The sequence below is a fragment of the Variovorax boronicumulans NBRC 103145 genome (assembly GCF_001591345.1).
Taxonomy (GTDB): Bacteria; Pseudomonadota; Gammaproteobacteria; order Burkholderiales; family Burkholderiaceae_C; genus Variovorax; species Variovorax boronicumulans.
In genome coordinates, this window is record NZ_BCUS01000019.1 from 11,598 (window position 1) to 25,665 (window position 14,068).

Here is a 14,068-nt window from a genome sequence, read left to right on the forward strand (position 1 = left end):
AGTGCCCTCAGGGCACGCGCTGCAGCTGCTCGCGCAGGATGCGCCGGATTTCCAGGATCGCCAGCGGGTGCTCCTGCACGCTGTGCGCCGACGGGATCACCAGCTCCGACACCGCGCCGTCGAGGTGCGCGCTGGTGTAGGGCACGATGCCGTCGCTCGACTCGGCCAGCGGCAGGCCCGGCGTGTCGTTGCCGATGATCGAGTGGTAGCGCACCTTCGGACTCAGCGGCAACCCGGACGACAGGCGCACGAACGCATCGCGGTCGCTGAGGTTGTCGATGCTGTTGGGAATGCGCAGCGGGCCCATGTCCTGCGAGCTGGGCGCCACGCGCATCAGCTCGCGCGAGATGTCGTTGAGCTGGCCCAGCATGGCCACCGGCAGCGTGATGAGATTGGCCACCCAGCGCGAGATGCGCTTGTTGGCGAACGAGGTGCCGCGGTGCGGCGACGCGATGAAGATGGCGTCGCTGACCTGGGGCAGCGGCTCGAAGCGCAGGTAGGGCCCCAGCCCTTCCTCGATGCGGCGGCGCTGCGCGGCGGGCATCGGGTAGCTCTCGCGCAGCGCGTCCCACAGCACGTCGCCCGACGACGACACCAAGAGGCGCGAGAGCACGCCGCCCATGCTGTGGCCGATGAGCGTGACGTTGCGCGAGGCCTCGGCGCGGCCCTGCGGATCGAAGTGCGCCAAGGTCTGCGTGATGGCTTCGCGGATGGCCAGGTTGTTCAGCGGCAGCGGCGCATTCGTGGGGTAGTACACCTGCCAGATCTGGTAGCGGCGGCGCAGCGTCTCGTCGCCCAGCACTTCGTTCGCCACGTTGATCCAGGCCTCGGGGCTGCTGGCCAGGCCATGCAGCATGACGATGGTGCGGCGCTTCGGGTCGTAGGGCTGCATCAGGTAGATGTGCGGCCGGGTCAGGCCCTCGGCGCCGCCGAACAGGCTGCGCAGCGCCTGCAGCGCGAAGTCGGAGCGGGCCAGCCACAGGCCGTAGCCCGAGGTGAAGTTGGCGGCCAGCGGAATCTCCTCGCCGGCCAGCTTGATCGTGCTGGTGCGGTAGGGGTCGAACACGGCGATGCGCAGCGTGCGCGTGGCCAGCACGTCCTGCAGGGTGGCGCCGTCGAACTGCAGCAGCGCGGTGAGGGCGGGGAAGGGCGTTTCGCTGAAGGGCGGGGCGTCTTCGTCGGCCTGTGCCGCGGTCGGACGGTCGTCGCCCGCAGCGACCAGCTCGGCGCCGAAGCCGTCGCGGCGGTAGATGTTGCGCAGGCCCGAGAAGGTCAGCGAGGCGGCGGGAATCAGCTCTTTGGGCGGGGGCGCGTCGGGTGCGAGCTGCAGTGCCGACAGGTCGGCGTCGATGCGCCAGCCGCTCACCTGCGGAATGGCGGCCACCGGCATGTCGCTCTTGCGGTAGCGGCTGAACAGGCCGGTGATGGCGCGCTGCACCGCGTAGTTGTAGTAGTCGCGCACCTGCGTCTGGCGGTCTTCGAAGGCGCGGTCGCGCGGCTTGCGCGCCGTATGGAACAGGTAGGCGTAGGCGTGGCGCGCGGTTTCCAGCCAGGCCTCGATGGCCTCGGGCGCCATGGGCTGCGCGGCCGAGCCGCCGTCGCCGCCCGCCAGCGCGAGCTGCAGCCACACCTCGGACAGCGCCGACATGCGTTGCTCGTCGTTCAGGCCGGCGGAGGTGGCGAGGTTCTGGCGGCAGGCGCGGCCGTCCTTGCGGCACTGGTCGGCATCGGAGCCGATGACGCGAAGCACCTCCTGCGCCGAGCTGCTGAGCTGGCCCGTGGTGAGCACGTCGCCGCGCCGCTGCGCCAGGTAGTCGGCCGGCGAGATGGTGCCGACCGTGACGCCGGCGCAGCCGGTGAGCAGCGACAGCGCCAGCAGCAGCGCGGAGAAGCCGATGCGCCTCATGGCGCAACGCCCGGCAGGCCGTTGCGGATCGCCTGCGAGAAGTTCACGCCGGGCTGCTGGTCGGTGGCAATGGCCCGGTCGGTGATGCGGCCGCCGGCGCGCAGCGCGTCCATGCTCAGGCCGGGCGTCAGGCCGCCCACGTCGTGCAGGTACTCGGGCAGGTAGCCCGAGGCCAGCAGGCGGTAGTCCATCGGCAGGCCGGGCACGACGTGCCTGGCGAGGCTGTAGACGATGGTCGTGCAGTTGGCGGTGAGCGTGTTGTAGAAGCTCGGCGCGCGCGCCAAGGCGTTGGCCTCGCCGACGTAGCCCAGGAACAGCGAACGCATCTCGGCCTGCGGCAGGTGCACGCGGTACATGTAGACGTCTTCGCCGCGCACGTTGGTGCGCACGCGCAGGATGTCGTGCTCGTCGGCGGCCACGAGGCTGTTCTCGAACTGCTTGAAGAAACCGCCCACGGACGAGAAGCTCTCGCCGCGCTCCTTGCGGATTTCGATGGAAAAGGTGACGTACTTTCCGTCGTCGAAGCCGAAGGACACCAGCGTGTGGGCGATGGCCGGGCCGGTCCAGTACGACAGCGACACGTCGACCGAGCGCAGGCGGTCCAGGTCGTAGCGGCGCGTGTCCCAGCGCACGGTGTAGTCGGTGTCGCTGCGCCAGTCGAAGTTGCGCACGTTCTCCATCGTGACCACGCTGCCCTCGACGCGCGGCGTCAGGTAGCGCGCCACGTCGTCGGCCCATTCGCGATGCTGGGAGGGCGCGATGGTGCCCCACCACTCGAGCAGCACGACGAAGCCGATGGCGTAGGCCAGCAGCGAGCGGCCGGCCTTGCCGCGCCACAGCAGCACGATCGCCGCCAGGCCGAAGAGGCCCCACAGCACCATCGCGCCGACCTTGACCGGCAGCGTCGCGGGCAGCTGATACCAGAGGGCCGCGCAGGCCCAGGCGGCCGACAGCAACACGGCGAAGCTCACCAGCAGACGGCCGAGGGAGCGCAGGAGGATTCGGAGCATGAAGAAACGCGGAGGTGGAGGGCGGCCGATTCTCGTCGAGTTGCAGCCGCCGCCGTCGGGCTACAGCGGGTAGGTCACGAGCTTGAAGTCCGGGTCCTCGGGGAAGGACTTCACCGAGAAGCCCAGCCGCCGCACCAGCTTGAGCATGTCGGGGTTGCCGGCCAGCACCAGCCCGTCCATCTCGGAAAGGCCGCGGTCGCGCGCCACGTCGATGATGCTTTCCATCAGGCGCGAGCCGATGCCCTTGCCGCTGAACTCGTCGGCCACCACGAGCGAGAACTCGCAGCTGGTCTGGTCGGGGTTGGTGATGTAGCGCGACACGCCCACGATGCGCTCGCTCTCGAGGATGCTGCCGTCGGGCGCGGTGCTGCGCTCCATCACGGTGGCGACCAGCGCCATCTCGCGGTCGTAGTCGATGAGCGTGAAGCGCGACAGCATCGACGGCGGCAGTTCGTGGAAGCGCGAGACGAAGCGGAACCACCGGCTCTCGGGCGACAGCCCCTGCACCAGCGCCTGCAGCATCTGCGCGTCGTTCGGATGCACCGGCCGCACGACGTACGCGCCGCCACCGGGCAGCGGCCATTCGCGCCGGTAGCGCGCGGGGTACGGCATGATGGCCAGGTGCTGGTAGCCGTTGCCCACCGGGCCCGCCACGGCCTGCGTGCTGCTGTCGACCACGATGCGCGCATCGACCGACACCGCGCCGTGCTCGTCCACGATGATGGGGTTGATGTCCATCTCGCGCAGCTCGGGAAGCTCGCACACCATTTCGGACACGCGCAGCAGCACGTCCTCGATGGCTTCCATGTTCACGGCGTTGGCGCCGCGCCATTCGCCCAGCGTCTCGGCCACGCGCGAGCGCTCGATGAGGTGGCGCGCCAGGAACTGGTTCAGCGGCGGCAGCTCCATCGCGCGGTCGTTCATGAGCTCGATCATGGTGCCGCCCGCGCCGAAGACGATCACCGGGCCGAAGGGCTGGTCGGTGACCAGGCCCACGTAGATCTCGCGCCCGCGCCGCGCGCGCACCATCTTCTGCACGGTCACGCCGTTGATGCGGGCATCGGGTGCCAGGCGCGCCACGCGCTCCATCATCTCCAGGTAGGTGTCGCGCGCGCTGGTGCCGTTCATCACGTTCAGCGCCACGCCCTCGACGTCGGACTTGTGCGAGATGTCGGGCGAGTCGATTTTCAGTGCCACCGGAAAGCCCAGCTGCGTGGCGATCATCATGGCCTCGTTGGCGCTGCGCGCAAGCAGGGTGCGCGTGATCGGGATGTGGAAGCACGACAGCAGCGACTTCGATTCCATCTCGGTCAGCACCTTGCGCCGCTCGGCCAGCACGCTCTCGATGAGCAGGCGCGCGCCGTCGATGTCGGGCTTGGCCAGTGCCGACAGCGGCGGCGGCGTCTGCTGCAGCAGCTGCTGGTTCTGGTAGAAGGCCGCGATGTTGCCGAAGGCACCGACGGCCGCCTCGGGCGTGCGAAAGCTCGGAATGGTGGCCTCGGCCAGCACGGCCCGCGCATTGCCCACCGAGGCATCGCCCATCCAGCACGACAAGAGCGGCTTGGGCATGGGGCGCGGAATGTCGGCCAGCGCGCGCGCCGTGGCGGCTGCGTCGACGCCGGCCTTGGGCGAGAAGATGGCGAGCACGCCGTCGATCTGGCTGTCGGCCGAGGCCGTGTCGATGGCGGCGCGAAAGTGCGCGGGCGTGGCGTCTTCCGACAGGTCGATGAGGTCGGTGAGCGAAGCCAACGCCGGCAGCGAGGGCTGCAGCGAGCGCTGTGCGGGGGCCGAGAGGCGGCCCAGGTCGAGCCCGATCTCGTTGATCCAGTCGGCCGCGAGCACGCCGGGGCCGCCGCCGTTGGTGACCACCGCCAGCCGCTTGCCCACCGGCCGGTAGCGCGAGGCCAGGCACTTGGCGGCCGAGAACAGCTCGACGAAGGAGCGCACCCGCACCGCGCCCGCGCGGCGCAAGGCGGCGTCGAACACGTCGTCGCTGCCCACGATGGCGGCGCTGTGCGTCTGCGCGGCCTCGTTGCCGGCCGGCTTGCGGCCCGCCTTGAGCACCACCACCGGCTTGGCGTGCGAGGCCGAGCGCAGCGCGCTCATGAAGCGGCGCGCATCGGCAATGCCTTCGAGGTACACGATGATGCTGTGCGTGCTCGAATCGTTGGCCAGGAAGTCGAGCACCTGCGGAATGTCGACCGAGGTGTGCGGGCCGAGCGACACCACGCTGGAAAAGCCCACGCCGTTCTGCCGCGCCCAGTCGAGCATCGAGGCCGTGAGCGCACCCGACTGCGACACCAGTGCCAGCGGCCCGGTGCGCGCGAGCGGGCCGGCCACGCTGGCGTTCAGGTGCAGCGGCGGGCGCTGGAAGCCCAGCGAATTCGGGCCCAGCAGGTGCACGCCTTCGCGGCGCGCGATCTTGCGCCACTGCGCGGCCTGCTCGGCGGCGATGCCGGTGGAGATGACCACCGCGGCCTTGCAGCCGATGCGCCCCGCAATCTCGAGGGCAGCCGCCACGTCGTGCGGCGCCAGCGCGATCAGCGCCAGGTCGGCATGCGTCTGCGCCAGCTCTTCGAGCGTGCCCTGGGTGCGCACGTCCAGAAAGCGCAGCGTGCCGTCGAAGCGGTCGGCCCGGAAGGCTTCGCGCAGCGTGCGGCCCAGGGCGGTCTGGCCCCCCGGATCGCTGGGCTGGCCGACGAAGGCCACGATCGACGCCGGGGCGAACAGGGGGGTCAGGAAATGCTTGTCCATGCCCTAGTTTGCCCGGATCGGGGCGTGCCGCAAGCACCGCGTGTACACTCGCCGGCTCATGTCGTGCCTTTCACTTTCCCCCGTTGCAGCATCCAGCGCCGCCGTTGTCGGCCGCACGATGCCGTTCGCCGCCTGCGTGCGAACAAGCGACGCAGTGAATGCACGAATGATTACCACCATGACCGCCGCGGCCCCCTGAGCACGCGCAGGGTGGCCGCTCCGGCAGCCACCTGGTGTCTCTTCTCCCGAATGAACGAAACCCAGCTGGCAGCTGGGTTTTTTTGTTTTTGTCCTGTTCGTTCGTTGTTTGGAGAAGCCCATGTACCGCGATCCCGTCTCGTCCTTCCTGCCCCAGCCCAGCCATCCTGCGGCCATTCGCCCCCTGCGCGTCGGCATGATCGGCATCGGCACCGTGGGCGCGGGCACCTTCCGCGTGCTGGCCCGCAACCAGGACCTCATCGCCGCCCGCGCCGGGCGCGGCATCGAAGTGACGGTGGTGGCGGCGCGCAACCTCGCGCGGGCCCAGGGCATCGTGGGCGAGGGCGTGGCGCTCACGGCCGATCCGATGCAGGTGGCCACCGACCCCGATGTCGACGTGGTGGTCGAAGTGGCCGGCGGCACCGGCCCGGCGCGCGACTGGGTGCTGGCGGCCATCGCCCACGGCAAGCACGTGGTCACGGCCAACAAGGCGCTGCTGGCCGTGCACGGCCCCGAGATCTTCGCCGCCGCCAGCGCGCATGGCGTGGCCGTGATGTACGAAGGCGCGGTGGCGGTGAGCATCCCCATCGTGAAAGCGCTGCGCGAGGGCCTCACGGCCAACCGCATCGAATGGGTGGCGGGCATCGTCAACGGCACCACCAACTTCATCCTGAGCAAGATGCGCGACGAAGGCCTGGACTTCGGCGACGCGCTCGCGCAGGCCCAGGCGCTGGGCTATGCCGAGGCCGACCCGGCCTTCGACATCGAGGGCGTCGACGCCGCCCACAAGACCGCGCTGCTGGCCGCCAATGCCTTCGGCATGCCGGTGCGCTTTGCCGATGCGCAGGTCGAGGGCATCACCGCGCTGCAGCGCCTGGACGTGGCCTGCGCCGAACAGCTGGGCTTTCGCGTCAAGCTGCTGGGCGTGGCGCGCCGACGTGAAGAAGGGGTGGAGCTGCGCGTGCAGCCCGCGCTGGTGCCCGCGACGCACCTGCTCGCGCAGGTGAACGGCTCGATGAACGGCATCATGGTCAAGGCCGACGCGGCGGGCGTCACGATGTACTACGGCGCGGGTGCCGGCTCGGAGCAGACCGCCTCGGCCGTGATCGCCGACCTGGTCGACGTGGCGCGCCTGGACGGCACCCACGCCGGCCAGCGCGTGCCGCACACGGGCTTTCATGCGCATGCGGTGCGCGAACTGCCGGTGCTGCCGCGCGCGGCCGTACGCAGCGCGCACTACCTGCGCGTGCCGGTGCAGGCGACGACCGACATCGCGGCCGTGGCCGAGCTGCTGGCCGCGCAGCGGCTGCCGGTGCGGCAACTGGTGCTGGCGAACGGGCCGGCGGAGGCGGCGCCGCAGGTGCTGGTGATCACCGAGTCGGCGTTGCAAAGCGCGGTCGATCTCGCCTTGCACGCGTTGCAGACGAGCCCGGTCGTGGCTGGCCCGGTGATCGCACTGCGCGTCGAAACGCTCGACGACTGAAGGGCGCTCAGGGGTCGGACGCGGGTGCGCGCAGCCGCGGCTCCCAGTCTTCGACGCGCCTCGCATCCACGCGCTTGCGAAACGTGGCACGCCAGCGCTCGGCCAAGGCGGGCAGGGCGGCGGCCTGTTCCCATTCGGGGGCGAAGCGCGCGTCGCGCGAGAACAGCAGCGCGATGAGGCGCGACAGCGGCCAGTCCGGGTGCGGGCGTTCCACGCGCGTGGCCATCGCGCCGGCCCGCACCCAGCCGGGTTCGAGCACGCGGTAGTACCAGCCCGTGCAGCCGCGCGCCTGCATCTCGCGCGCCATGCCGGGCCGGCCGAAGTGCGCGTCGAGCTTCCAGCAGGGCTGGCGGCCCTGCGACACCTGCACCCGCGCATCGCCGAGCTGCACGACGTCGCCGATGCACACGGTCGATTCGTCCCAGCCCGTGGTCGAGATGTTCTCGCCGAAGGCGCCCGCGTGCGCCAGCTGTTCGGTGCAGTGACCGCCCGCCGCCCAGCCGGCGTAGTGCTCGCGCGGGTAGTGGTGCACGGCCTTCTCGACACCGCCGTGGATGCGCAGGTCGGCCTGCGCGTCGCCCTGCAGGCCGGTGGGCGACAGCCACAGCGCATCGGCCGTAGACGTCTTGCGGATGCCGCTGCGTGTGCGGCCGTCGGGCAGAAGGGCCACGAGGCCGACCAACAGCGCGTCGATGGGCAGGACGGAGGGCGTCATGCGAGCTGATCCAGCCATGCCGCCAGCATGCGCGTTGCAGCATCGGAGCGCTTGTTGGCCAGCTCGGCGCTGCGGGCGCGCAGCGCGGGAATGTCGACGCCGGACGCGGCCAGTTCGTGGTGGTGCCCGATGAGCCAGGGTTCGATGCGCGCGGGGTCGGCCTCGGGGTGGAACTGCAGCGCCAGCGCATGGCGGCCGTGGCTGAAAGCCAGGTGCGGCGTGCGCGCGGTGCTGGCGAGCAGTTCGGCGCCGGGCGGCAGGTCGAAGGTGTCGCCGTGCCAGTGCAGCACAGGTTCGCCGTCCAGCGTCGCGAGGCACGAGGCCTGGCCCGCCGCGCTCAGGTCGACCGGCGCCCAGCCGATCTCCGTGTGCCCCGACGGGTACACGCGCGCGCCGAGCGCACGGGCCATGAGCTGCGCCCCCAGGCACAGGCCCAGCGTGGGGCGCTGCAGCGCCAGCCGTTCGCGCAGGCCGGCGATCGCTTCGGCGAGCCAGGGGTAGGTCGCCGTGTCGTAGGCCCCGATGGGGCCGCCGAGCACCACGACGAGGTCGGCGTGGCGCCACTCGTCGTCGCTGAGCGCGGACGGGCCCGCCTGCCGGTAGTCGATGGCGTGGCCGGCCTGGGTGAGCACGTTCGCGAAGCGCCCGAGGTCTTCGAAGGCGAGGTGTTGCAGGGCGATGCATGGCATGCGGCGAGTGTCCTTTCTTCGTTCAGGCGCGGCAGGCGGTGTCGTCGCACGGGCCGTCTGGCGATGCATCGTCTGCCGGTTGTGCAATGAGGTGCGCGGGCGCCTCTTCGGCCGCGAGCTGCCCGATGGCGGCGCCCAGCGCCATGTCGTCGAGCAGGCCGAAGTGGCTCATGCGCAGGCGCCCCTGCCGGTCGACCAGCACCGTGCTCGGCGTGCCCTGCCACTGGTAGTCGCGCATCGTGGCGGGGATGCCGCCGGTGGGCGAGGGCTGGTCGATGCCGATGGGAAAGCCCAGGCGGTACTCGCGCACGAAGGCGTCGAGCGCAGCGGGCGTCATGACGTCGTGGTGCTCGAACACCGAGTGCAGGCCGATCACCGCCACGTCTTTCGCAGCGAAGAGCTGCCGCGTCTTCTTCGCCTGCGGCAGGCCGTGCGACACGCAGGCCGGGCACAGCATCTGGAACGCGTGCAGCACCACGACCCGGCCGCGCAGCGACGCGAGCGTGACGGGCGTGTCGGTGTTGAGCCAGCGGGCGACCTGCAGCTCGGGCGCCTCGGGGCGCGGCTAGGCCATGTCAGGCCGCCTCGGTGCGCAGCTTCACCTGCGGGAAATCCACCGGCACCTGGAACGCCACGTTCACGTAGTTGGTGAACAGGTTCAGCGCGACGTGAGCCAGGATCTCGACGATGTGCCGGTCATCGAAGCCCACGGCGCGCAGGGCCTGCACGTCGGCGTCGTTGACCTGGCCGCGTGCATCGACGAGCTTGAGCGCAAAGCGCAGCGCCGCCGCCGTGCGCGGGTCGGCCGATTCGCCGGCCTGCGCGGCGGTCATGTCGGCCGCCGACACGCCCGCCTTGCGACCCAGTGCGGTGTGCGCCGCGAGGCAGTAGTGGCAGGCGTTGCGGTCGGCGACGGCCACGGCGATCTGCTCGCCGAGCTGCGCCGGAATGACGCCGCCGCCGAGCGCGCCGAACGATCCCCACAGGCTGCGCAGCGCTGCGGGCGAGTTGGCGACGGCGCGGAACATGTTGGGCGTGGCGCCGAAGGCACCGTGGATGTCGGCGAGCAAGGACTGGGCGTCGCCGGTGGCGGCGGTGTCGGTGACGAGGTTGACGCGGGGCATGAAGACTTCCTTTCGGTGATGACGATGGAGGCAGTGTCTTCCGGAAATCCGTATGATTTGAACGCTTTCATCCATTCAACATACCTTTTCGTCCAATGCCGAGCGCTCCGCCACCGCCGCCCATCGACAGGCTCTCGTCCCTGCTCGAACGCTTCCGCGTCCGGGCGCACCTGTTCCACACGGGGCCGCTGTGCGGCGTGACGCACTTCGCGGCGAAAGAGGGGCGCAGCTTCCTGCATGTGATGCGGCGCGGCGAGATGGTGGTCACGCATTCGGCGCCGTCGGTGCGCGCGGCCGGCGTGCCGCGCAAGCTGGTCGTGAAGGAGCCCAGCCTGCTGTTCTACCCGCGTCCGCTGGCGCACGACTTCCATAACGCGCCCACCGAAGGCTCGGATTTCGTCTGCGCCACGGTCGACTTCGACGGCGGCGAGGCGCATCCGCTGGTGCGCGCCTTGCCGCCGCTGGTGCAACTGCCGCTGCATGCGGTCGACGGCCTCGAAGCTTCGCTGGCGCTGCTGTTCGCGGAAACCGGGCGCGCGCTGTGCGGACATCGGCTGCTGGCCGACCGGCTGTTCGAGGTGGTGCTGATCCAGCTGCTGCGCTGGCTGCTCGACCATCCGCAGGAGAGCGGCGTGCCCGCCGGCCTGCTGACGGGCCTGGGCGATCCGCAGCTGGCGCGCGTGCTGGTCGTGCTGCACGAGCGCCCGGGCGAGCCGTGGCCGCTCGAACAGATGGCCACCGAGGCCGGCATGTCGCGCAGCGCGTTCGCGGCGCGCTTCAAGTCGGTGGTGGGCGCGACGCCCGCCGACTACCTGGCGCAGTGGCGCCTGACGATCGCGCAGGCCGAGCTGCGCACGGGCGCGTCGGTCAAGACGATTGCCGACAGCCTCGGCTACGCCAACGCTTCGGCGCTGTCGCGTCTGTTCGCGCAGAAGGTGGGCGTGTCGCCGCGCGAATGGCTCGCGCGGCAGTCGGCTTGAGCGCTCAACCCTCCGCGCGCAGGAAGCGCTCGGTCAGCAGCACCCAGTAGGCGCCGCCCACGGCAACGTTGCTGTCGTTGAAGTCGTAGCCCGGGTTGTGGACCATGCAGGCGCCATGCGCGTCGCCGTCGCCATTGCCGATGAGCAGGTAGCAGCCGGGCACGCGCTCCAGCATGAAGGCGAAGTCTTCGCTGCCCGGCAGCGGCGGCGTCTGCCAGGTGACCTGCGCGGGGCCCACGAGTTCTTCGGCCACGGTGCGCGCGAAGGCGGTTTCTTCAGGCGTGTTGACCAGCACCGCGTAACCGGGCCGCCAGTCGATCTGCGCCTGCACGCCGAAGCTCTCGGCCTGCGCGGCCACCAGTGCCTTGATGCGGGTTTCGATCTTCTTGCGCACCTCGCGGTCGAGGGCGCGCACGCTCACCTCGAGCACGGCGCCTTGCGGGATCACGTTGTTGGCCTTGCCCGCGTGGATGGCGCCCACCGTGACCACCGCCATCTGCAGCGGGTCGATGTTGCGCGAGACCACGCTCTGCAGCGCCATCACGATGCTGGCCGCGGCCACGATGGGGTCGGCCGCGCGGTGCGGCATGGCGCCGTGGCCGCCCACGCCGGTGAGGGTGATGGTGGCGTAGTCGGACGAGGCCATGGCCGGGCCTTCGCGCATCGCCAGCCGGCCCTGCGCCATGCCGGGCATGTTGTGCATCGCGAAGATCGCGTCGCAGGGGTAGCGCTCGAACAGGCCGTCGTCGATCATGCGCACCGCGCCGCCGCCGCCTTCCTCGGCGGGCTGGAAGATCAGGTTCAGCGTGCCGTCGAAGCGCCCGCGTTCGGCCAGGTGCTGCGCCGCCGCCAGCAGCATCGCCGTGTGGCCGTCGTGGCCGCAGGCGTGCATCACGCCCGTGTGTTCGCTGGCGTAGGCCAGGCCCGTGGCTTCGTCGATGGGCAGGGCGTCCATGTCGGCGCGCAGGCCGAGGCGGCGCGTGCCGCTGCCGCGCACCAGCCGGCCCACCACGCCGGTGCCGCCCACATGGCGCTCGACGGTGTAGCCCCAGGCCTGGAGCTTCTCGGCCACCAGCGCCGAGGTGCGGTGCTCGTCGAAGCCGAGTTCGGGGTGCTGGTGGATGTCGCGGCGGATGCCGATGAAGGTGTCGGCGCTGGCGTGCAGGTCGTTCAGGAGGGCGGTGGTGCTCATTGGGGTTCCAGTCGGATGGACTTGGCGATGTCGCGGTAGCGCGCGGTCTCGGCTTCGTAGAACTTCGCCGATTCGGCCAGCGTCGTCTGCGGCGAGGCCAGCTGCGTCTGGGCGGCGAGCTGCTCGCGCACGCTCGTTTCCTTCAGCGCCGCGCCGACGGCCTGGTGCAGCTTCTGCACCACGTCTTCGGGCGTGTTCTTGCGCACGAAGAAGCCGCTCCAGGTCTTGTAGTTGACGTTCTTCAGCTCCTTGCCTTCGCTGGCGGTGGGCACGTTCTTCAGCAGCTCCGAGCGCTGCCCGCCGAGCTGGCCGAGGATCTTCAGCCGGCCCTGGTCGGCCAGCGCGCCCATGGCGGCGCTGTAGACCAGCACGGCAAAGTCGACCTGGCCGCCGCCGATGTCCTGCAGCAGCGGCGCGTTGCCCTTGTAAGGCGCGTGCATGAGCTTCACGCCGGTGTCCAGCTGCACCTTCTCGAGGATCAGGTGGTACAGCGAGCCGATGCCCACGCTGCCGTACGACAGCGGCTTGTCGGGCGACTTGCGCGCCAGCGCAATGAGCTCGTCGACGCTGTTGGCCGGCAGGTCCTTGCGGGCGACGAAGACCATCACGGCCTCGGCCACCGGATGCACCATGCGGAAGTCTTCGGCCTTGAGCTTCACGGCCGCATTGGCCAGCGGCGCAAGAATGATCTCGTTGGGCGAACCCTGGAAGAGGTAGTAGCCGTCGGCCGGCGCGGCCAGCACCTTCTGCGCGGCCATGGCGCCGCTCACGCCACCCAGGTTCTCCACGACCACCTGCTGGCCCAGCGCCTTGCCCAGCGGCACGGTGAAGATGCGCGCGGTGGCGTCCGAGGGGCCGCCGGCCGGGTAGGGAACCATCAGGTTCACGGGCTTGGCGGGAAAACCGTCGGCACGGGCAGGGCCCGCGGCCGCCAGCATCAGCCCGCAGCCGAGCAGCAGCGCGGATCGGAAGAGCGAAGTCGTCGTCAAAGTCATGTCTCCTGGGGTGGTGCCGGCTCGTGGGGCCGGATGCAGGGGAATGCTAGGAGCGGCCCGACGCAACGTCCAATGCATTGTTGGCTGCATTAGCATGAGTCCAATGCATTCATGAAAACGAGGTTTTCGCCATGACGCTGGTTCAACTGAGGCACCTGATTTCGCTGGCCCACACGGGCTCGTTCAGCCAGTCGGCGCAGGCGCTGCACCTGACGCAGCCCGCGCTCAGCCGCAGCGTGCGTGCGCTCGAGGACGAGCTGGGCATGCCGCTGTTCGACCGCATCGGCCGGCGCAACGAGCTCACGGTCTTCGGGCGTGAGGTGCTGGAGCGCGCGCGGCTCTTGGTGTCGGAGGCCGAGGCGCTGCGCGACCGTGGCCGGCAGATGCGCGAAGGCGAGGGCGGCACGGTGCGCATCGGGCTGGGCTCGGGGCCGGGCGCGCTGCTGATGACGCCCTTCTTGCTGCACATGGCAACGCACCATCCGGCCGTGCGCACCGTGATCGCGCGCGGCAGCACCGACCTGCTGGCGCAGGCGCTGCGCGAGCGCAGCCTGGACGCGCTGGTGGTCGATGCGCGCGCGCTCAAGCCCGCGCCCGACCTGGTGCTGACCCACGTGTACGAGCTGCGCGGCGCCTTCCTGTGCCGCCGCGGCCATCCGCTCACGCGGCTGCGCAAGGGCGTGAGTTTCGAGGCGGTGCAGCGCTACCCGATCGCCTCGACGCCGCTGAGCGACGAGGTGGCGCGCGGGTTGGTCGAAACCTACGGCCCGCAGGCGCATCCAGCCAACTGCGTGACCCTGCAGTGCGAGGAGCTGCCCAGCATCGCCGACGTGGTGCGCCAGAGCGACACGGTGCTGCTCGCGGTGCACGAGTCGGCACCCGACCTGGTCGAATTGCGGATGGAGCCGCCGATGCGCGGCACGGCGCGCTTCGGGCTGGTGACCTTGCGCCAGCGCACCGAGGCGCCGGCGCTGGCGATTCTTCGCCGGTTGATGAAGGAGCGGATGGCAGGGTCGTAGGGC

Annotated in this window: 12 protein-coding genes; 3 read left to right on the forward strand and 9 right to left on the reverse strand. The window is 70.6% G+C overall.

Translation table 11 applies throughout. The features are described from left to right. Positions 1–7 precede the first annotated feature (7 nt). The 3 genes from VBO01S_RS08000 to VBO01S_RS08010 are packed head-to-tail and all read right to left on the reverse strand — an operon-like array spanning position 8 to position 5,670. On the reverse strand, positions 8–1,906 hold the full coding sequence (locus VBO01S_RS08000; protein ID WP_062472835.1) for an esterase/lipase family protein: 1,899 nt from the start codon (positions 1,904–1,906) through the stop codon (positions 8–10). Further along, positions 1,903–2,916: an Lnb N-terminal periplasmic domain-containing protein gene (locus tag VBO01S_RS08005; protein WP_062472837.1), complete on the reverse strand. Its 1,014-nt coding sequence runs from the start codon at positions 2,914–2,916 to the stop codon at positions 1,903–1,905. The genes VBO01S_RS08000 and VBO01S_RS08005 overlap by 4 nt, the downstream gene beginning before the upstream one ends. 60 nt (positions 2,917–2,976) lie before the next feature. Further along, positions 2,977–5,670, reverse strand: coding sequence for a bifunctional acetate--CoA ligase family protein/GNAT family N-acetyltransferase (locus VBO01S_RS08010; protein ID WP_062472839.1), 2,694 nt, complete (start codon positions 5,668–5,670; stop codon positions 2,977–2,979). 319 nt (positions 5,671–5,989) lie between these two features. On the opposite strand from VBO01S_RS08010, the gene VBO01S_RS08015 reads away from it, so the two are divergent. Next, positions 5,990–7,351 carry a homoserine dehydrogenase gene (locus tag VBO01S_RS08015; protein ID WP_062472840.1) on the forward strand — a complete coding sequence of 454 codons (1,362 nt, stop codon included), beginning with the start codon at positions 5,990–5,992 and terminating at the stop codon, positions 7,349–7,351. A 7-nt stretch (positions 7,352–7,358) separates the two neighbouring features. On the opposite strand, the gene VBO01S_RS08020 is transcribed toward VBO01S_RS08015, so the two are convergent. From VBO01S_RS08020 to VBO01S_RS08035, 4 genes are read right to left on the reverse strand one after another with little or no spacing between them, the layout of a single operon-like run. Beyond that, positions 7,359–8,066 (reverse strand): MOSC domain-containing protein, encoded by a 708-nt coding sequence (locus VBO01S_RS08020; protein ID WP_062472842.1) that lies wholly within the window; start codon positions 8,064–8,066, stop codon positions 7,359–7,361. After that, positions 8,063–8,755, reverse strand: a complete 693-nt coding sequence (locus tag VBO01S_RS08025) for a glutamine amidotransferase (RefSeq protein WP_062472844.1) — start codon at positions 8,753–8,755, stop codon at positions 8,063–8,065. The genes VBO01S_RS08020 and VBO01S_RS08025 overlap by 4 nt, the downstream gene beginning before the upstream one ends. Positions 8,756–8,777: 22 nt before the next feature. Beyond that, positions 8,778–9,299, reverse strand: a complete 522-nt coding sequence (locus tag VBO01S_RS08030; RefSeq protein ID WP_062472846.1) for a peroxiredoxin family protein — start codon at positions 9,297–9,299, stop codon at positions 8,778–8,780. A gap of 31 nt (positions 9,300–9,330) precedes the next feature. Further along, complete coding sequence (locus VBO01S_RS08035; RefSeq protein WP_062472848.1) at positions 9,331–9,879, reverse strand: carboxymuconolactone decarboxylase family protein; 549 nt, start codon at positions 9,877–9,879, stop codon at positions 9,331–9,333. A 95-nt stretch (positions 9,880–9,974) separates the two neighbouring features. Here VBO01S_RS08035 and VBO01S_RS08040 point away from each other — a divergent pair, with 95 nt between their 5' ends. Beyond that, entirely contained in the window at positions 9,975–10,859 is an 885-nt protein-coding gene (locus VBO01S_RS08040; protein WP_062472850.1) for an AraC family transcriptional regulator, read from the forward strand. A 4-nt stretch (positions 10,860–10,863) separates the two neighbouring features. Here the strand turns inward: VBO01S_RS08040 and VBO01S_RS08045 are convergent, their stop codons facing one another. Both VBO01S_RS08045 and VBO01S_RS08050 read right to left on the reverse strand, forming a co-directional pair. Beyond that, positions 10,864–12,051, reverse strand: a complete 1,188-nt coding sequence (locus VBO01S_RS08045) for a M20 aminoacylase family protein (RefSeq protein ID WP_062472852.1) — start codon at positions 12,049–12,051, stop codon at positions 10,864–10,866. Next, positions 12,048–13,046, reverse strand: coding sequence for a tripartite tricarboxylate transporter substrate binding protein (locus VBO01S_RS08050; RefSeq protein WP_062472854.1), 999 nt, complete (start codon positions 13,044–13,046; stop codon positions 12,048–12,050). Before VBO01S_RS08050 ends, VBO01S_RS08045 begins: the two co-directional genes overlap by 4 nt. Positions 13,047–13,177: 131 nt before the next feature. Between VBO01S_RS08050 and VBO01S_RS08055 the strand changes: the two genes are divergently transcribed. Beyond that, a complete protein-coding gene (locus VBO01S_RS08055; RefSeq protein ID WP_062472856.1) occupies positions 13,178–14,065 on the forward strand; it encodes a LysR family transcriptional regulator in 888 nt (295 codons plus the stop codon). Positions 14,066–14,068 lie beyond the last annotated feature (3 nt).

Excerpts from the sequence above, each read along its gene's own strand:
- VBO01S_RS08000 (WP_062472835.1), bottom strand. The coding sequence starts at position 1,906 with ATGAGGCGCATCGGCTTCTCCGCGCTGCTGCTGGCGCTGTCGCTGCTC.
- VBO01S_RS08015 (WP_062472840.1), top strand. The coding sequence starts at position 5,990 with ATGTACCGCGATCCCGTCTCGTCCTTCCTGCCCCAGCCCAGCCATCCT.
- VBO01S_RS08050 (WP_062472854.1), bottom strand. The coding sequence starts at position 13,046 with ATGACTTTGACGACGACTTCGCTCTTCCGATCCGCGCTGCTGCTCGGC.
- VBO01S_RS08040 (WP_062472850.1), top strand. The coding sequence starts at position 9,975 with ATGCCGAGCGCTCCGCCACCGCCGCCCATCGACAGGCTCTCGTCCCTG.
- VBO01S_RS08045 (WP_062472852.1), bottom strand. The coding sequence starts at position 12,051 with ATGAGCACCACCGCCCTCCTGAACGACCTGCACGCCAGCGCCGACACC.
- VBO01S_RS08020 (WP_062472842.1), bottom strand. The coding sequence starts at position 8,066 with ATGACGCCCTCCGTCCTGCCCATCGACGCGCTGTTGGTCGGCCTCGTG.
- VBO01S_RS08055 (WP_062472856.1), top strand. The coding sequence starts at position 13,178 with ATGACGCTGGTTCAACTGAGGCACCTGATTTCGCTGGCCCACACGGGC.
- VBO01S_RS08010 (WP_062472839.1), bottom strand. The coding sequence starts at position 5,670 with ATGGACAAGCATTTCCTGACCCCCCTGTTCGCCCCGGCGTCGATCGTG.
- VBO01S_RS08005 (WP_062472837.1), bottom strand. The coding sequence starts at position 2,916 with ATGCTCCGAATCCTCCTGCGCTCCCTCGGCCGTCTGCTGGTGAGCTTC.
- VBO01S_RS08025 (WP_062472844.1), bottom strand. The coding sequence starts at position 8,755 with ATGCCATGCATCGCCCTGCAACACCTCGCCTTCGAAGACCTCGGGCGC.
- VBO01S_RS08035 (WP_062472848.1), bottom strand. The coding sequence starts at position 9,879 with ATGCCCCGCGTCAACCTCGTCACCGACACCGCCGCCACCGGCGACGCC.